Origin of the sequence: Streptomyces cinereoruber (assembly GCF_009299385.1) — a bacterium.
GTDB lineage: Bacteria > Actinomycetota > Actinomycetes > Streptomycetales > Streptomycetaceae > Streptomyces > Streptomyces bikiniensis.
Genome location: NZ_CP023693.1, coordinates 1,925,018 through 1,942,059, shown reverse-complemented (window position 1 = coordinate 1,942,059; position 17,042 = coordinate 1,925,018). Strand labels below are relative to the sequence as shown.

18 protein-coding genes are annotated in these 17,042 nt (G+C 73.5%); 10 read left to right on the top strand and 8 right to left on the bottom strand.

Annotated elements, in window-relative coordinates:
* Positions 1-2 precede the first annotated feature (2 nt).
* The 3 genes from sufU to CP977_RS08565 are packed head-to-tail and all read left to right on the top strand — an operon-like array spanning position 3 to position 1,225.
* Complete coding sequence (gene sufU / locus CP977_RS08575) at positions 3-476, top strand: Fe-S cluster assembly sulfur transfer protein SufU (protein WP_062756636.1); 474 nt, start codon at positions 3-5, stop codon at positions 474-476.
* On the top strand, positions 473-811 hold the full coding sequence (locus CP977_RS08570) for a metal-sulfur cluster assembly factor (protein ID WP_024757177.1): 339 nt from the start codon (positions 473-475) through the stop codon (positions 809-811). Before sufU ends, CP977_RS08570 begins: the two co-directional genes overlap by 4 nt.
* Positions 812-859: 48 nt before the next feature.
* Positions 860-1,225 (top strand): VOC family protein, encoded by a 366-nt coding sequence (locus tag CP977_RS08565; RefSeq protein WP_109185689.1) that lies wholly within the window; start codon positions 860-862, stop codon positions 1,223-1,225.
* Positions 1,226-1,258: 33 nt separating this feature from the next.
* Here the strand turns inward: CP977_RS08565 and CP977_RS08560 are convergent, their stop codons facing one another.
* A complete protein-coding gene (locus CP977_RS08560) occupies positions 1,259-2,311 on the bottom strand; it encodes a DUF7847 domain-containing protein (RefSeq protein ID WP_062757153.1) in 1,053 nt (350 codons plus the stop codon).
* A gap of 85 nt (positions 2,312-2,396) precedes the next feature.
* On the opposite strand from CP977_RS08560, the gene CP977_RS08555 reads away from it, so the two are divergent.
* From CP977_RS08555 to dapD, 3 genes are read left to right on the top strand one after another with little or no spacing between them, the layout of a single operon-like run.
* Positions 2,397-2,717 (top strand): DMT family transporter, encoded by a 321-nt coding sequence (locus tag CP977_RS08555; RefSeq protein ID WP_062756638.1) that lies wholly within the window; start codon positions 2,397-2,399, stop codon positions 2,715-2,717.
* On the top strand, positions 2,717-3,334 hold the full coding sequence (locus CP977_RS08550) for a TetR/AcrR family transcriptional regulator (RefSeq protein WP_109185688.1): 618 nt from the start codon (positions 2,717-2,719) through the stop codon (positions 3,332-3,334). Before CP977_RS08555 ends, CP977_RS08550 begins: the two co-directional genes overlap by 1 nt.
* Before the next feature lie 44 nt (positions 3,335-3,378).
* A complete protein-coding gene (gene dapD / locus CP977_RS08545; RefSeq protein WP_152369865.1) occupies positions 3,379-4,362 on the top strand; it encodes a 2,3,4,5-tetrahydropyridine-2,6-dicarboxylate N-succinyltransferase in 984 nt (327 codons plus the stop codon).
* Between the two features lie 34 nt (positions 4,363-4,396).
* On the opposite strand, the gene CP977_RS08540 is transcribed toward dapD, so the two are convergent.
* The gene (locus tag CP977_RS08540) at positions 4,397-5,668 is read right to left on the bottom strand and encodes an outer membrane protein assembly factor BamB family protein (RefSeq protein WP_152369864.1); all 1,272 of its coding nucleotides are present in this window, start codon (positions 5,666-5,668) and stop codon (positions 4,397-4,399) included.
* A gap of 298 nt (positions 5,669-5,966) precedes the next feature.
* Between CP977_RS08540 and CP977_RS08535 the strand changes: the two genes are divergently transcribed.
* A complete protein-coding gene (locus CP977_RS08535) occupies positions 5,967-6,176 on the top strand; it encodes a hypothetical protein (RefSeq protein ID WP_062757154.1) in 210 nt (69 codons plus the stop codon).
* Here the strand turns inward: CP977_RS08535 and dapA are convergent.
* Together dapA and CP977_RS08525 are read right to left on the bottom strand one after the other, a co-directional pair.
* Positions 6,155-7,048, bottom strand: coding sequence for a 4-hydroxy-tetrahydrodipicolinate synthase (gene dapA, locus CP977_RS08530; RefSeq protein WP_062756641.1), 894 nt, complete (start codon positions 7,046-7,048; stop codon positions 6,155-6,157). The two genes, CP977_RS08535 and dapA, sit on opposite strands and share 22 nt — an antisense overlap.
* Before the next feature lie 139 nt (positions 7,049-7,187).
* Complete coding sequence (locus tag CP977_RS08525) at positions 7,188-9,023, bottom strand: endonuclease/exonuclease/phosphatase family protein (protein ID WP_152369863.1); 1,836 nt, start codon at positions 9,021-9,023, stop codon at positions 7,188-7,190.
* Positions 9,024-9,260: 237 nt separating this feature from the next.
* Between CP977_RS08525 and CP977_RS08520 the strand changes: the two genes are divergently transcribed.
* Both CP977_RS08520 and CP977_RS08515 read left to right on the top strand, forming a co-directional pair.
* Positions 9,261-10,724, top strand: a complete 1,464-nt coding sequence (locus tag CP977_RS08520) for a hypothetical protein (RefSeq protein WP_109185683.1) — start codon at positions 9,261-9,263, stop codon at positions 10,722-10,724.
* Between the two features lie 160 nt (positions 10,725-10,884).
* Complete coding sequence (locus tag CP977_RS08515; protein WP_109185682.1) at positions 10,885-12,327, top strand: alkaline phosphatase PhoX; 1,443 nt, start codon at positions 10,885-10,887, stop codon at positions 12,325-12,327.
* Between the two features lie 72 nt (positions 12,328-12,399).
* Here the strand turns inward: CP977_RS08515 and CP977_RS08510 are convergent, their stop codons facing one another.
* Together CP977_RS08510 and CP977_RS08505 are read right to left on the bottom strand one after the other, a co-directional pair.
* Complete coding sequence (locus CP977_RS08510; RefSeq protein WP_183953384.1) at positions 12,400-13,620, bottom strand: TerD family protein; 1,221 nt, start codon at positions 13,618-13,620, stop codon at positions 12,400-12,402.
* A 36-nt stretch (positions 13,621-13,656) separates the two neighbouring features.
* The gene (locus tag CP977_RS08505) at positions 13,657-13,896 is read right to left on the bottom strand and encodes a hypothetical protein (RefSeq protein ID WP_062757155.1); all 240 of its coding nucleotides are present in this window, start codon (positions 13,894-13,896) and stop codon (positions 13,657-13,659) included.
* Positions 13,897-13,951: 55 nt separating this feature from the next.
* On the opposite strand from CP977_RS08505, the gene CP977_RS08500 reads away from it, so the two are divergent.
* Positions 13,952-14,977 (top strand): AraC family transcriptional regulator, encoded by a 1,026-nt coding sequence (locus CP977_RS08500; protein WP_208421604.1) that lies wholly within the window; start codon positions 13,952-13,954, stop codon positions 14,975-14,977.
* Positions 14,978-15,416: 439 nt separating this feature from the next.
* Here the strand turns inward: CP977_RS08500 and CP977_RS08495 are convergent, their stop codons facing one another.
* Positions 15,417-16,172 (bottom strand): SDR family oxidoreductase, encoded by a 756-nt coding sequence (locus CP977_RS08495; RefSeq protein WP_152369862.1) that lies wholly within the window; start codon positions 16,170-16,172, stop codon positions 15,417-15,419.
* Positions 16,173-16,229: 57 nt separating this feature from the next.
* Positions 16,230-16,973 carry a hypothetical protein gene (locus CP977_RS08490; protein WP_152369861.1) on the bottom strand — a complete coding sequence of 248 codons (744 nt, stop codon included), beginning with the start codon at positions 16,971-16,973 and terminating at the stop codon, positions 16,230-16,232.
* Positions 16,974-17,042: the final 69 nt, after the last annotated feature.

The following is a 17,042-nucleotide window of genomic DNA, read 5'->3' as shown; positions in this document are numbered from 1 at the left end:
TCGTGAAGCTGGATTCGATGTACCAGGACGTCATCCTGGACCACTACAAGCACCCGCACGGGCGCGGTCTGCGGGACGGCGACGCCGAGGTGCACCACGTCAACCCGACGTGCGGCGACGAGATCACGCTCCGCGTGAAGTACGACGGCTCGCGCGTCGAGGACGTGTCGTACGAGGGCCAGGGCTGCTCCATCAGCCAGGCCTCGGCGTCCGTCCTCAACGAGCTGCTCGTCGGCAAGGAGCTGGCCGAGGCGCAGAAGATCCAGGGCACCTTCCTGGAGCTGATGCAGTCCAAGGGCCAGATCGAGCCGGACGAGGCGATGGAGGAGGTCCTGGAGGACGCGGTCGCGTTCGCCGGGGTCTCCAAGTACCCCGCCCGGGTGAAGTGCGCCCTGCTGAGCTGGATGGCGTGGAAGGACGCGACCGCCCAGGCGCTGGGGGACGACGACCAGAAGTCCGAGAGGAAGTCGGCATGACCGAGAACGCCGGGGCCACCATGAAGCCGGCCTCCGAGGAAGAAGTCCGCGAGGCGCTGTACGACGTCGTCGACCCCGAGCTGGGCATCGACGTCGTCAACCTGGGCCTGATCTACGGCATCCACATCGACGACTCCAACGTCGCGACGCTGGACATGACCCTGACGTCGGCGGCCTGCCCGCTGACCGACGTGATCGAGGACCAGGCGAAGTCCGCCACGGACGGCATCGTCAACGAGCTGAAGATCAACTGGGTCTGGATGCCGCCGTGGGGCCCGGACAAGATCACGGACGACGGGCGCGAGCAGCTGCGCGCGCTCGGCTTCAACGTCTGAGCGAGCTCTTCACGCGAACGGCCGTGCTCCCCTGACAGACTGGGGAGCATGGCCGTTCGCATGTACCACCTCGCCGTCGACGCCCACGACATCTCCGCCCAGGCGCGCTTCTGGGCCGCGGTCCTCGACTGGAAGGTCCTCTACGAGGACGAGCACGAGGTCGTCATCGGAGCCGACGAGCACGCCCTGCCCGGGATGTGCTTCCTGCCCGTGCCCGAGTCCAAGACGGTCAAGAACCGGCTGCACATCGACCTCTCGCCCGACGACCGGGACGCCGAGGTGGAGCGGATCCTCGCCCTCGGGGCCACCCGGATCGACGTCGGGCAGGGCGAGGACGCGACCTGGGTCACCCTCGCCGACCCCGAGGGGAACGAGTTCTGCGTGCTGCGGCCGAAGCGGTCGCTCACGGACTGAGCGGCGGCCTGAGCGACCGGTCCGGCCGGGCCGTCAGGAGCCGTACGCCCGCGCCGCCGCCGTCCGGGCGAGCGTCGGCGCCAGGTTCTCCCGGCGGATGCGCTGGTCGACGTAGAGCAGCCCGGACACCAGCGGCGGGAAGAGCGCGGCGAACACCTGGGCGATCAGCGATCCGACGATCATGACGATCAGCATCGGCCCGACCAGGGCGAGGACCTCCCCGGCCGATTCCGGCGCCGGGCCGTCGTGGAAGGACAGGGGCGCGGCCGCCAGCGCGCCGAGCACCTGCTGGAACACCATGCTGACGACGCTCGTGAGCACGAAGGCCACCAGCAGGCCGCCGAAGGTCCGCCACCAGGTGCCGGTCACCAGGTGCCAGGAGCGCCGCAGGGAGGCCATGGGGCCCTGGCGCTCGATCACCGTCACCGTCGGGGCGAAGGCGAGCTTCACCCAGAACCAGGTGCCGAGCGGGGCGAGGACCAGGAAGAAGAGCGGGAACAGCAGCAGCGTCACGGCCGGCCCCGTCTCGTTGGCGATCAGCAGGGTCATCAGGCCGGCGAACAGGCCGAGGACGAGCAGGAACGGCACCAGCACGACCAGCGTGGTCAGCAGGAGCGTGCCGAGGACCGCGGGCGTCCGCGCCCACGCGCGCCCCCACACGGTCCCGAACGTGAGCCGGCCGCCCACGACCGCCTCCTGGAGGACCACGGGCACCGCCGCCGACACCACGGCGGTCGCGACCAGCATGCCGATCACCGCGACCAGCCAGACGCAGCCGAACGCGACCATCACCGGAACGAGGTCGTCCGGCGACGCCTCCCGGCCCTCCCGCAGGTCGAACACGCGGGGCACGTTGTCCGCGACGAACAGGTAGCCGATGCCGAACGCCGCGCCCACCAGCAGGAGGGCGAAGCCGTAGGCGACGCCCGTGACGCCCACGAGCTGCTTCCAGTGGCGTCCGAGGGTGGCGAAGGCGGCCGTCAGGACCTCGCTGAGGGCGAGCGGTCGCAGGGGTATCACGCCGGGCTTCGGTGGCGGGGGCGGGGGAGTGTGGCCGTAGCCGTAGGGCCCCGTGGGATAGGTCATGGGCGACACCGTATCGGTCGGCACGCCGAACACCTGTGCGCATTCATGTGTACGGGTGTACGCAGCGATGTGTACGCTCGTACACATGGGTTACGGACTGCTGGCGGGCGCCATAGCGGCGGAGATCCTCGCCACCACCTCGATGAAGTACAGCGACGGCTTCAGCAGGCTCTGGCCCTCGCTCGTCACCGGCGTCGGCTACCTGGTCGCCTTCGCGCTCCTGGCGCAGGCCCTCAAGACGCTCCAGGTCGGCACCGCCTACGCCATCTGGTCCGGCGTCGGCACCGCCGCCGTCGCCGCCATCGGCGTCCTCTTCCTCGGCGAGACCCTCAGCCTCGCCAAGGTCGCCGGGATCCTCCTCATCGTCGCCGGGGTCGCCGTCCTCAACCTCGGCGGCGCCCACTGATGGCCCGCCCCCGCCGCCACGACCCCGACCGCCGCGACCGCCTCGTGGACGCGGCCCTCCGGGTCGTCGGACGCTCCGGCATCGCGGGCCTGAGCCACCGCGCGGTGGCCGCCGAGGCGGACGTGCCGCTGGGCTCCACCACGTACCACTTCGCCTCCCTGGACGAACTCCTCGTCGCCGCGCTCCGCAGGGCCAACGAGAACTTCGGGTGCCGGCTCCGGGAGCGGTCCGCCCTCCTGGGCCCGGACGCCGACCTCGCCGCCGTCCTCGCCCGCTTCCTCGGGGAGTGGCTGGGCGGCGAACGCACCGGCGTGGAGCTGGAGTACGAGCTCTACCTCGCCGCCCTGCGCCGCCCCGCCCTGCGCCCGGTCGCCGCCGAGTGGACCGAGGCCGTCACCGCCGCCCTGGCCCCCCGCACCGACCCCGCCACCGCCCGCGCCCTGGTCGCCCTCGTGGACGGCGTCTGCCTCCAGGTCCTGCTCACCGACGGGGAGTACGACGAGGAGTACGCGCGCGCGATGCTGGGCCGGATCCTGGCCCCCGGGGCCCCGGACGAAGCACCGAAACCCCCTCGTCACGGCTCGTCCGAACCGCCGACGCGCCCGACCGACACCTGAGACCGGTTGGCCCGGGCGGGGGCCCGCCGGTTAGGTTTTCCGTCATGACCACTGCTCCTCGCACCACCGGCGCCGTCGCCGCCGGCCTCGCCACCCTCGCCGGCGACGGCACCGTCCTCGACACCTGGTTCCCCGCCCCCGAGCTGACCGACGCGCCCGGCCCCGCCGGCACCGAGCGGCTCACCCCCGACGCGGCCGTCGACGCCCTCGGCGAGGGCGCCGCCAAGGCCCTCGGCGTGGACGCCCGCCGGGGCGTCGAGGTGGTCGCCGTCCGGACCGTCATCGCCTCGCTGGACGAGAAGCCGCTCGACGCCCACGACGCGTACCTGCGCCTGCACCTGCTCAGCCACCGCCTGGTCAAGCCGCACGGCCAGAGCCTGGACGGCCTCTTCGGCCTCCTCGCCAACGTCGCCTGGACCTCGCTCGGTCCGGTCGCCGTCGACGACATCGAGAAGGTCCGGCTCAACGCGCGCGCCGAGGGCCTGCACCTCCAGGTGACCTCGATCGACAAGTTCCCCCGCATGACCGACTACGTGGCGCCCGCCGGGGTCCGGATCGCCGACGCCGACCGCGTCCGCCTCGGCGCCCACCTCGCCGCCGGCACCACCGTCATGCACGAGGGCTTCGTCAACTTCAACGCCGGCACCCTCGGCACCTCCATGGTCGAGGGCCGCATCTCCGCCGGCGTCGTCGTCGGCGACGGCTCCGACATCGGCGGCGGCGCCTCCACCATGGGCACCCTCTCCGGCGGCGGCAACGTCGTCATCTCCATCGGCGAGCGCTGCCTGGTCGGCGCCGAGGCGGGCGTCGGCATCGCGCTCGGCGACGAGTGCGTGGTCGAGGCCGGCCTGTACGTCACGGCCGGCACCCGGGTCACGATGCCCGACGGCGAGATCGTGAAGGCCCGCGACCTCTCCGGCGCCCCGAACATCCTCTTCCGCCGCAACTCGGTCACCGGCGCCGTCGAGGCCCGCCCGAACAACGCGGTCTGGGGCGGCCTCAACGAGATCCTGCACAGCCACAACTGAGGCCCCGTGAGCGGCCGGCCGCCCCGTCCCGCCGTCAGACGGCCGGCAGGGCGGTCAGCCGCTTTCCGTGCAGGGCCGCCAGGCGCTTGCCCGAGGCCGCCACGTACCACTTGTCGACCGCGCCCGTGCCGTCGTTGTACGTCCAGCGCAGCTTGCCGTCCTGCGCATCGAAGGCGAGGATCCCGCCCTTGGGGTCGAGCTCCGTCGCCGCGTAGAGGTTCCCGCCGGCCTTGACGAACTGCCAGGGGTACGCGACCTCCAGGAGGTCCGCGTTGCGCCAGCGCTCCTCGCCGGTCGCCGGGTCCACCGCCCGCAGCACGTGGGCGGAGTCGGAGACGTAGAGCACCCCGTCCAGAACGGCCGGGCTGTGGAAGCGGGTGTACGACTCGTCGCCGGCCAGCGACCAGCGCTCCGCGCCGTCGGCCAGGGCGAAGGCGCGCAGCCGCCCGCCGTCGGCGACGACCACCAGGTCCCCGTGGACGGCGATCCGCTCGCTGTTGGAGCGGCCGATCTTCTTCGTCCACACCTGCCGTCCCGTGGCGGTGTCGCGGACCGTCACGTTCTCCCGGAAGTCCGTGTAGACGAGGTGGCGGCCGGAGACGGCGGCCGTGATGCCGAACTGCTGGGTGCCCCGGTCGCGCCGCTCCTGCCAGACCACCTTGCCGGACGCGATGTCGAGGGCCGCGATCACGTTGTCCTTGACGCTGTAGTCCGCCTCCAGGATCCCGGCGAGGACGTAGACCCGCTGCTCGTCGACCGCGATCGTGCGGGGCTGCGCGTACTTCTTGCCGCCGAGCCTGCTGCGCCAGGTCTCCTCGCCGGTGGCCGGGTCGAGGCCGACCACGTCCCCGTCGTACCGGGCGCTGGCCAGGTACAGCGTGCCGCCGGCGACCAGCAGCTTCGCGCCCGGCACGGCGACCTTCTCGCGGGACCAGAGCCGCTTGCCGGTGGTGAGGGAACGGCCCGTCAGCGGGTCGCCGGAGACCATGACCACGTCGCCGGAGACGGCGAGCGCGTCCATCGCGCCGAGCGCCCCGAGCGCGGCGCCGTCCTGCCACAGCGGGCGCGGGGCGGTGCCGGGCGGCGGGGTGGTGAAGGCGTCCCCGGGCGCGGCCTCCCCGGCCGACGGGTTCTTCCCGGGAGCGGTGGCGTCGGCGGCCGGCTCCTCCACCGGGCCGCAGCCCCACGCGCCCGCGCCGAGCACCGCCAGGCCCAGACCGGTTCCGGCCAGCCGGACCAGGTGTCTGCGGGACGGCCCGCGCTCCCCGGCCGTCGTCCCGGCCGTGCTTCCCCCACGTATCGGCATGCGTCCGCTCCCGTTCCTCGCCCTGTCGCCCCGGGGCCTTCCGTCGTCCCACGGCCGGGTGGCCGCCCGGCGCCCGGAGCGGGCCCAGGCTAACCGGGGGGCCGGGCGCCGCCCCGGGGCGGTACGCGACGGGGACAGTGCCGTGAAACTCCGGACACCGCCGTGAAGCTCCCGTCACACGGCAACACCCGTGTGACGCGCACGGCAACCGATCCGGTGACGCTGCGTTATCAGGGAGGGGCGGAGAGTCCCCTACGCGGACGAGATCACGCAGACGAGGCGAGGAGACGGCATGAACATGAGGACGAGGCACACGGCCACCGGGGCGATGGCGGCGGTGACGGTCTTACTGTGCGCCGGAACGGCGGCGGCGGACGAGACGCACCTCCACTCGCACAACGGCCCGAACGTCTCCCTGGTCTCCACCGGCCAGATCGACGACCCGCTGGAGGACGTCCTGGAGCACGCCGCGATCCTCGGCGGGACCTACAGCGGCGACACCGCCTGATCCGTGCCCAGCAGCGCCTCGTGGAGCGCGCGCAGCCCGTCGGCCGTCTCCCGGTCGGCGGGCAGCAGGGGCTCCCGCGGCAGGCCGCCGAGGAGGGCCTTGACGGTCACCGTGCCCGGCAGGCCCGAGGCCGTCATCCGCTCGGCGAGCGGCAGCAGCCGGGCGTTGAGGCGAGCCGCCCCGGCGGTGTCGCCCGCGTCGAAGGCGTCGAGCACCGCCCGCAGCCGGCGGGGCGCCACGTTCGCCACCGTACTGACGTACCCGGCGCCGCCCACCGCGTACAGCGGCAGGTTCAGCTCCTCGCAGCCCGAGTAGTACGCGAGGCCGGTCTCCGCGATCAGCCGGGCCGATCCGAGCAGGTCGTACGCGCAGTCCTTCACCGCCACGATCCGCGGGTGCGCGGCCAGCCGCCGCATCGTCGCGGGCTCGACGCGGGTCCCGGTGCGGCCGGGGATGTCGTAGACCATCACCGGCAGGCCGGTCGCGTCCGCCGCCTTCAGGAAGTGCGCCTCGACGGCCGCCTGCGGAGGGCGGCTGTAGTACGGGGTGACGACGAGCAGTCCGTCCGCGCCCGCCTCCTCGGCCGCGCGGGCCAGCCCGGCGGTGTGCGCGGTGTCGGCGCTGCCGACGCCCGCGAGGACCGAGGGGCCGGGGCCGACGGCCTCCCGGACGGCGCGGACGAGCGCGGTCTTCTCGGCGTCGGTGGTGGTCGGGGACTCGCCGGTGGTCCCGTTGAGGACGAGGCCGTCGCAGCCCTCCGCCACGAGCCGGACGGCGAGGGCGCCCGCCGCGTCCAGGTCGAGCGTGCCGTCGGGGGCGAACGGGGTGATCATCGCGCAGAGCGCGCGGCCGAAAGGCGGTGCGGTGGTCATGCCGGAAGTCTGGGCGGGGCGGACGCTGAAGGTCCACTTAGATCTTCTTGGGCGGAAAGGTAAGGGTTGCTGAAGAAAGGGGTTCGCACCCCCGCGCCGGGGTGCGGCGCGGGGGTGCGGCTCGGGGTGCGGGAGACGCTTACGGGCGGAAGCGCAGGACCTGCGGGTCGTGGTCGCTGTCCTGGTCGGCGAACTCCGCGTTGATGTGGACGCTGTCGTACGCGAAGTGGTGGATCCCCGGGCTGGTCAGGATCTGGTCGAGGACCTGGCTGTTGCCCTGGTACACGTACGAGTAGCGCTCGCCGCGCGGCAGCGACTTCACCGCCGGGTACAGCGCGCCGCCGTCCGTCAGCGCCTTCGTGGTGCCGGAGAACTCGAAGTCGTTGATGTCGCCGACCACCAGCACGTCGGCCTGCTTCTCGACCGCGAGGAGCTGCTTCACGAAGCCGTTGACGGCCTGGGCCTGGAGCAGGCGCTTCGCCTCGGAGGAACGGTTCGGCGGCTGGTGGTGGGAGACGATCGACTCGTCCCCGCCCTTCGAGCCGAAGTGGTTGGCGATCACGAAGACCGTGCGGCCCCGGAAGACGAACTCGCCCGCGAGCGGCTTGCGGCTGTCCGCCCAGGCCGCGTTCGCCGGGTCGATCCGGCCGGGGGAGACGGTCAGCGCCGCGTGCCCCTTGCGGCCGGTGACCCCGGTCGCGGTGGTGGCGTCGCCGCCCGGGCGGTCCGTGAAGGAGACCCGGGCCGGGTTGAAGAGGAAGACCTGACGGATGTTGCCGCCGGGCTCGCCGCCGTCCTCGTTGTTCTCGGGGTCGACCGAGCGCCAGTCGTACGCCGGGCCGCCGGCCGCCACGATCGCGTCGGTGAACTTCTTCACCGTCCGGGCGGCACTCACCGTGCCGTCGTTCTTGGCGCCGTTGTCGTCCTGGATCTCCTCCAGGGCGACGATGTCGGGCGAGGCGAGGTTCTCCACGACCGCCTTCGCGAGCGCGTCGAACTTCTCCTGCGGGTCGCTCGGGTCGAGGTTCTCGACGTTGTACGTCGCCACGGCCAGCTCGTTCTTGTGCTGCCGGTCCGTGGTCTCGCGCTCCAGGCCCCGGTCCACGACCGTGCCGAGGGTGCGGGCGGTCAGGGTGTAGCCGCCGTACTGGTTGAAGTCGAGCGGGCCCTCGGTGGCGCCGGCCAGCACGTCGCCCACGTTCGCCTTCGGGAACGGCTGCTGGGCGATCGGGACGAGCGACTGGACCTGGAGCCGCCCGGTGTTCTGGTCCTCGTACGAGCCGTAGACCGTGCCGCCGCGCCGGTTGGCGTTCTCCCACGGCTTCACCGTGACCCACAGCTCGGAGTACGGATCGGTGGCGCCGACCACCCGCGAGGAGCCGATCCGGACGTTGGTGCCCTCCAGGGACTCGTAGTAGTCCAGGGCGTACGTGCGGGGCTTCAGGGTCAGGCCGTTGATCGAGCCGCCCGCGGCCGGGTCGCCCGCCGGCGCGTAGGCGCCGGGCACGGACCAGGACGAGATGGTCACCGGGGCCGGCACCGGGTTGCCCTGCGAGAGGACGGTGACGACCGGCTTGGAGAGCTGCGTCAGGGACTGGTTGCCGGAGGCCAGGCCGCCGGGGACGTACTCGGTGACCGTGCCGTTCACGCTCACCGCGTCGCCGACGGCGACGGTCGGGACGGAGCTGGTGAAGACGAACAGGCCCTCGCTGGTGGCCGGGTTCGCGTCGGGGGTGGGGTCCTGGATCCAGAAGCCCCGCGAGCCGTAGGTGCGGACGCCGGTCACGATGCCCGTGACACCGGTGACCTGCTGCCCGACCAGGGGCGAGACGCGGGTCGTGCCCTGGATGTCGTGGATGCGGACACCGGCCCCGTCCTCGGCGGACGCGCTCGCCGAACCGGCGAGCAGCCCGGCGGCCAGGGCGGCGGACACGACGGCGGCGACGGCGGCGGATCTCGGTATGGAGGAAGACATCAGGGACTCCGAGGGTGCTTGGAGGAACGGCAGATGGATCTACGCGCGTCAATCTCTTGGCAGGGCACCCCACTTGTCAAGGGTCGACGGGTGTACGAAGGCTGACGGATCCGTGAACCCGCGGGCACCCTCCCGGATGCGTCTACGCTGGGACGGTTCTCCGAGACCACTCTCCGAGACCGCTTTCCCGCGCCCAGTCCACCCGCTCACCCCGCACGCGCCGAGGAGACCCCCCAGATGTCAGCGGACCACCCCACCCTTCCCCCCGTTCGGCTGCGTGCGGACGCGGAGCTGGCGCGGGACGCCCTGGCCGCCCCCCTCCTCGCCGACGCGGCACGGCTCGCCCGCTGGGCCGGGCCCGACACCCGGGTCGACGCGGGCGGCGAACTCGTCGACGAGCAGCTCCCGGCGGCGGCCGAGGCCCTGGGCCTCCCCGCCGACGAGGAGGGCGAGCTGCGGGCGGGCGACGCCTGGCGGCTCGCGGTCGACACCGGCCTCGTGGAGATCGAGGACGGCGAGTCGGCCGGGGAGGCCGGCGCGGAGGACGTCCCCGGGCGGGCCGCGCCCGGCGAGAACCTGGCGCTCCTCACCGGCGGTTCGCCCCGGGACGTCCTCGCGCTCTGGCTGGACGGCTTCGACACCGTCTTCGCGGACGCCGTCGCCCCCGTCCTCGACGACCTCGACCAACTGCTGGACGAGGACGGCGAGATCGACGTCGACGCCCTCGACTGGGACCCCGAGGCCGAGGCCGAGTTCCTGGAGGGCGTGCTCGGCAACCTCTACCTGCTGACCGTCAGCGAGGGCGGGGCCGGCGAGGGCCCGGTGCCGCTGCCCGCGCTCGCCGCGTCGATGGTCGTCCCCGACGACATGGGCGAGCCCACCGACGACGTCCTGGAGCAGGTCTCCGACGCGATGATGCGGCTGGACGAGCAGTTCCGGCTCCTGGAGCCGATCGGGCTCGTGGAGTACCAGCCCCTGGACGAGGCCCTGATGGTCGAGGAGGGCGAGGAGTCCGCCGTCTCCGTGGACGACGAGGACGTCACCCGCTACGGCATGGTCCGGCTCACCCCCCTCGGCCTCTACGGCGTCCGGGCCCGGATGCTGGAGGCCGGCGTCGGCGCGCCCGCCGTCGGCGACCTGGCCGACAAGGGCGCCGACGCCCTCCTCGACGGGATCGCCGGCTACCCGGAGGCCGCGGCCCGCGAGGAGACCGCCGCCTGGCTGGCCGGCCGCGACGCCCTCGGCGCGGCCCGCGAGCTGCTGCACGCCGCCCGCGGCTCCGACCCGGGCTCCCCGCTCCGCCGCCTGCACTGCCAGCAGACGCTCTCCCTGGTGGGCCCGGAGGCGGAGCCCGCCGTGCGGGAGGTCCTGGACGACGCGGAGCTCGGCGGCCTGGCGCGGGTCTGGCTCGCGGAGCGGGGCGCGGCGGACGTGCCCGCGCCGCCGGAGTCGATGATCTTCTGGCTGGCGATCGACACGATCGCGGCCCAGCTCGACGCGGAGGGCGACCTGGAGGAGCTCCAGGAGCTGATCGAGGGCCTCACCGGGCGCCACGGCGGCTTCTTCGAGGCGGCCTGGCGGGTGGAGCACCCGGCGACGGCGGAGGTCCTGGAGGCGATGGGGCGGCTGCACCGGGACAAGGGCACGGCGAAGGAGGCCCGCAAGGCCGCCTTCAAGGCGCGGTCGCGGGGCGGGGCCTGACCGGTCCCGTACTGAGCGGCTCCTGACGGCGTGGCCGTTCTCGCCGGGCGTCCGGGGTTCCCGGGCGCCCGGCGGTGTTCCGGTGGCGTTCAGGCGGTGTTCGCGGAGGCGCGGGAGGGTGGCCCGCGACATCCGGCCACCGCAGGGAGAACCCGCCACCATGCCGCTCAACCGCAGAGAGTTCACGAAGCAGTCCGCCGTCGCCGGTGCGGGGCTCGCCCTCACCGGTGTCGTCGGAGCTCTCGCCACCGCCCCCGAGGCGCTCGCGTCCGACGAGCCGCAGGCGTACGGGGGCGGACACGGACATGACCACGGCCACGGACACGGGCACGGGCTCGGGTACGGTCCCCTGGTCGCCGACCCCGAGGGGATGCTCGCCCTGCCCGCCGGGTTCTCGTACCGCGTCGTCACCCACAGCGGCGTGACCCGCCTGGAGTCGGGCGAGTTCACCCCTTCGAACCACGACGGCACGGCCGCCTTCGCGGGCCCGCGCGGCAGCACGTACCTGGTCAACAACCACGAGCTCAAGGGCCCGCGCTCCAAGTGGACCCATCCCGTCCCGCTCGCCGAGGGCCTCGTCTACGACCCGGCCGCGGCCGGCGGCTGCACCGTCGTCGAGGTGCACCGCGACGGCACGGTGGCCGAGTGGGTCGGTATCGCGGGCACCTCCACCAACTGCGCGGGCGGCCGCACCGACTGGGGCACCTGGCTGACCGGCGAGGAGAACGCCGACCGCGCCGGGGTCAACGGCATGACCAAGGACCACGGCTACGTCTTCGAGGTCGATCCGCGCGACCACCGCGCCAACCGGAACCCGAAGCCGGTCAAGGCCTTCGGCCGCTACGAGCACGAGGCCGTCGTCATCGATCCCGAGCGCGGCCACGCCTACCTCACCGAGGACGCGTCCGGCCCCAACGGGCTGCTCTTCCGCTGGGTGCCGCCGAAGGGCTTCCGGCACGGGCGCGGGAAGCTCCGCACCCTCGCCGACGACGCCGGTGTGCTCCAGGCCTTCAAGTGCGTCGACTCCGGGGGTCGTTTCGTGGACGACCTCTCCCGCGCCACCCGGATCGGCACCGTCTACGGCGTGGACTGGGTCGACGTCCCCGACCGCGACGCCCGCACCGTCCCCGTCCGCAAGCAGTTCGCGGCCGGGCAGGTCACCCGCGCCCGCAAGCTGGAGGGCATGTGGTGGGCCGACGGCGGCGCCTACGTCGTCTCCTCCTACGCGCGCGACGAGAGCCCGGGCGCCGCGCACGACGGCCAGGTCTGGTTCTACGAACCGAAGCGCCGCACCCTCACCCTCAAGGTGCTGCTCGGGGTGAACGCCAACCCCGACGAGGACGGCGCCTACGACGGCCCCGACAACATCACCGTCTCCCCGTACGGCGGGCTCGTCATCGCCGAGGACGGCGAGGGGGTCCAGCACCTCTTCGGCGCCACCGACTCCGGCCGCACGTACCCGATCGCCCGCAACGACCTCAACGACAGCGAGTTCACCGGCGTCGTCTTCTCGCCCGACGGCGACACGCTGTTCGCCAGCATCCAGGACCCCGGGATCATGGTCGCGATCACCGGCCCCTGGCGCCGCCAGCCCCGCCGCTGAGCGCCGACACGCAGGAGGGGGCTCCCGGGACGAATCCCGGGAGCCCCCTTTTTCGGCTTTTCGGCCGGTCGCTCAGAGCGCCTGGGCGGCCGGCTTCACCATGCCCCGGACGGTCCGCGACTTCACGAACTCGCCCATCGCCGTCATCTCCCACTCGCCGGAGAACTGCCGGATCAGCTTCGCCATCATCACGCCGGTCTGCGGCTCGGCCGTGGTCAGGTCGAAGCGGACCAGCTCCTCGCCCGTCGCCGCGTCGAGCAGCCGGCAGTAGGCCTTGGCGACCTCGGTGAACTTCTGGCCGGAGAAGGAGTTGACCGTGAAGACGAGGCCGGAGACCTCGGCGGGCAGCCGGCCCAGGTCGACGGTGATCACCTCGTCGTCGCCCGCGCCCTCGCCGGTCAGGTTGTCGCCGGAGTGCTTGACCGAGCCGTTGAGGATGGTCAGCTTGCCGAAGTAGCAGCTGTCCAGGTGGTTGCGCTGGGGCCCGTACGCGATGACGGACGCGTCCAGGTCGATGTCCTTGCCCCGGTAGGCGGGCTCCCAGCCGAGGCCCATCTTGACCTGGGAGAGCAGCGGACGGCCGCCCTTGACCAGGGACACCGTCTGGTTCTTCTGGAGGCTGACCCGGCCCTTGTCCAGGTTGATCTTGCCTGTACCGGGTGCGGGGGCGGCCGGGGGCGCGGCCGGGGCCGGGGGCGCGACCCGGGGGTCCACCGGGGCGACGGGCGGCGCGGGCGGGGCCGGAGGAGCGGGGGGCGCGGCCTGCGCGGCGGCCGGGGGAGCGGAGGGCTCCTCGTCCACGGAGACGCCGAAGTCGGTCGCGATGCCGGCGAGGCCGTTGGCGTAGCCCTGGCCCACGGCGCGGGCCTTCCACGCGCCGTTGCGCAGGTAGATCTCGACGACCACGAGCGCCGTCTCCGTGGTGAGGCTCGGCGGGGTGAAGGTGGCGAGGGGGCTGCCGTCGTCCGCGTTGCGGATCGTCGCCGTGGGCTCGATGCCCTGGAAGGTCTGGCCCGCGGCGTCCGGGCTCGCCGTGACGACGATCCTCTCGACGCCGGCCGGCAGGGCGCCGGTGTCGACCAGGATCGCGTCGGGCGCGGTCCCGCCGCCGGAGCGGTAGGTGACACCGGGCCCGGCGGGCTGGTTGTAGAAGATGAAGTCGTCGTCCGAGCGCACCTTGCCGTTGGCGCCGAGCAGCAGGCCCGAGACGTCGAGCCGCACCGGGGCGGCGACGTCCACCGCCACGCGCGTGGCGGTGAGAGGGATGTTCGAGCCGGGGGTCATAGCGGTCATGCCAGGGCTAACGATCCGGCCCCCTTTGCCGTTCCCTTACCTTCGCCCGGTTCGGCCACCCTGATTACGCGGGTGGTTCCTGGCCTGCCGTTCGTTGCCGAAGCGGTACGCGCCCGTCCAGCGGGCCATGACCAGCTGGGTGTCGCCCGACTCCACCTCGGCCAGGAACTTCTCGGCGCGCCCGCCGCGCAGCACGCCCGCGGCGCGGCCCTGGTGGGTGAGGACGACGGATCCGTCGCCCCGTTGCTCGTACGTGAATCCATGAGGTCGTGGCATGACGGGCATCCTGCCGTTCCCGGTCAGATCCGTCATATGAATATTCTTTCGACCCATGGGTGCGGTGGGGGCCGGGGGGACGGTGGTGGGCGCGGTGGGGCGGGCGAGACCGGCGGGCGGGGGCTCGTTCCGGACGGGGGACGTGGACGAGGCGCGCGAGGAGCTGGACGCGCGGTACTACACGAGCCGCATGGAGCTGGTCGAACACCGGTCGCGGACCTTCGCGGCCCGGTTCGACACCGTCGTCCTCGGGCCGCTGGTCATCGGCGACCTCAGCTGCGGGGCCGACGTCCGGATGAGCTTCGGAGAGCTGGGCGCCTACCACCTGAGCGCCCCGCTGAGCGGCACGATGGAGCTGCGGCAGGGCGGCGGCCCGCCGCTCGTCGCGACGCCCGCCGAGGGGCTGCTGCTCGACCCGGCGGGGGACACCTTCCTGGACCGCTGGAGCGGCGACTGCCGGACCCTGGCCGTGAAGATCGGGGCGGCCGCGCTGCGCGAGCGCCTCGAACAGCTGACGGGCCGGCCGCCGCGCGGCCCGCTCGCCTTCGCGCCCCGCCTGGACATCACGAGCGGCCCCGGCCTGAGCTGGGTGCGCCTCGCCCGCCGGGTCGCGCACGAGGCGCTGGCGGGAGATGGCCTCGTCCGGCACGAACTGGTGGCCCGGCCCCTCCAGGAGGCCCTGCTCAACGGGCTGCTCCTGGCCGCCGAGCACCCCTGGCGCGAGGCGCTCGACCATCCGGGGGAGACCAGGCGCCCGGCCCCGGTCAAACGGGTGATGGACGCGGTGCGGGAGCGCCCCGAGCACCCGTTCACCACGACCGAGCTCGCCGCCCTGGCCCGGGTCAGCGTGCGCCGCCTCCAGGAGTCCTTCCGGGAGTACGTGGGGATGTCCCCGATGGCGTACGTACGGGAGGTCCGCCTCGACAGGGTCCGCGAGGAGCTGCGGGCGGCCGCGCCGGACGAGGTGCGCGTGAGCGAGGTCGCCTGGCGCTGGGGCTTCGGCCACCAGGGCCGCTTCGCGGCCCGCTACCGCGAGAAGTACGGCGAGTCACCGTCCCGGACGCTGCGGACGGGGGGCTGAGGGGGGACGCCGGCGGGGCGGCGCTGTCGTGGGGTCTTCCCTCGGGATCCTCGGGACCTTGCCCCGTAGGGCCTTGTCCCGTAGAGCCTTTCCGTAAGGCCTTCCCGTAGGGCCTTCGGCCCGGGCCGACTCCCCGACGGCGGTATCGCGCCAAAGCCGTCGGCCGGGCCCGGCCGGGACCGGCGGTGTCGTGGCGCCGGCCGGAGCCGCCGGTCCGGATCGCGCCGCCGGGGGCGCGCGCTCCGGCCGGACCGTGCTTCCGTTCCCCCGATCCGTCGCGCATTCCGGACAGGCTCCGCGCTCCGCGGCTCGCGACGATCTTCGGCCGGGCCTACGGTGAGCGGGTCCGGTCCGCCCGTGCGGACGGTCACCCGGACCCGGCCGGCTCCCCCGTATCAGTCCGGCCGGGTCCTGCGTACGTCCGGAGCGTGCCTCCGGGTCAGACCAGGCCGCCGTTGCCCGTCAGCAGCTGCCCGTTGACCCACTGGCCCTCGGGCGAGCAGAGGAAGCCCACCAGGTGCGCCGCGTCCCGGGCGGTGCCGAGGCGGCCGAGCGGGGTCTTCCGGACGATCTCCTCCCGCAGCTCCTCGGACATCCAGCCGGTGTCCACGGGGCCGGGGTTGACGACGTTCGCGGTGACCCCGAGGTGCGCGAGTTCACGGGCCGCCGCCAGGGTGATGCGGTCCAGGGCGCCCTTGCTCGCCCCGTACGGGAGGTTCCCCACGGTGTGGTCGCTGGTCAGGGCGACGATACGGCCGGTGCCCGGGGCCCCGGTGAACCGCCGGCCGTATTCGCGGATCAGCAGCCAGGACGCGCGTGCGTTGACCGCGAAGTGGCGGTCGAAACTCTCGACCGTGGTGTCGAGCAGACCGGAGTCGACCGACTCGCAGTGGCACAGGACGAGGGCCGTGACCGGGCGGCCGAGGTGCCGTTCGGCGGCTTCGAAGACGAGCGCGGGGGCCTCGGGGTCGGCGAGGTCGGCCTCGACGGCCTCGGCGGTCGCGCCCCGGTCGGCGAGGTCGCGGAGGATCGCCTCGGTCGCGCCCCGCTCGACGCCCCACTCCATGCGAAGGTCGTAGGGGGTCCAGTGGGTGACGACGAGGTCCCAGCCCGAGTCCGCGAGGCGCCGGGCGACGGCCGCGCCGATGCCGACGGTACGGCCGACCCCGGTCACGAGGGCGAGGGGACGGGACATGCGGCGGCTCTCCTCCGGTCGGTCCCGGGACACGCTAGGAAGCCGCCTGACGGGCCGTCAAGGGAGTTCGCGGGAGCGCTCCTCCGCCGGGGCGGAGAGCGGGGCGGCGGCCCGCCGCTCCTCCCGGCGGCGGCGCCGCGCGAGGGCGAAACCGACGCCCGCGACGAGGGCGGGGAGGGCGGACAGCGCCGTCAGGGAGGACAGCCAGCCGGAGGTGAGGTGTTCCGTCGTGCCGCTCTCGTACTGGCAGGTCGCCTGCGGCGGGAAGAAGGAGTACTCCAGCGTCCTGGGCGGGTGGTGCCCCCAGTCCCCGGACGCCGAACAGGCCGACGACGGGCCGGTGAACAGCTCCCAGCCGGCCAGCGCGTACAGCAGGAGGAAGAGGGATCCGGTCACGAAGAAGGCGGCCCCCGTGCGGCTCACCTGCTCGGCCCTGCTCCTCGGCTCCACCAGCGGATCGCCGGGGCGCGGCTCGAACCAGTCCGCCACCAGGGCCGTGAACAGGCAGACGACCAGGACCACCAGGGCGACCCACAGGAGGGCGCCGAGGACCCACGCGTTCCCGAGCGAGGACACCTCCTCCCGCTCGAACTCGCAGACGGTGGCCGGGGGGAACGCCTGATTCCGGATCCCCCGCAGCCCGCCGGGCCCTTGGACCAGCCCCTGGGAGCACCGCTCGTCGTACTCCAGCATCAGGAACAGCGCGAGGCCCGAGCCGATCAGCACCGCGGTGAACGAGATCCCCACCGCGGCCCACAACCCGCCCGTCCGATAACCGCCGTACGTACGCGTGTCCGCCATCCGCGCACCCTAGCGGAGCCAGGTCCTCACCAGGCCAGGTCCTCACCAGGCCGGGTCCTCACCAGGCCG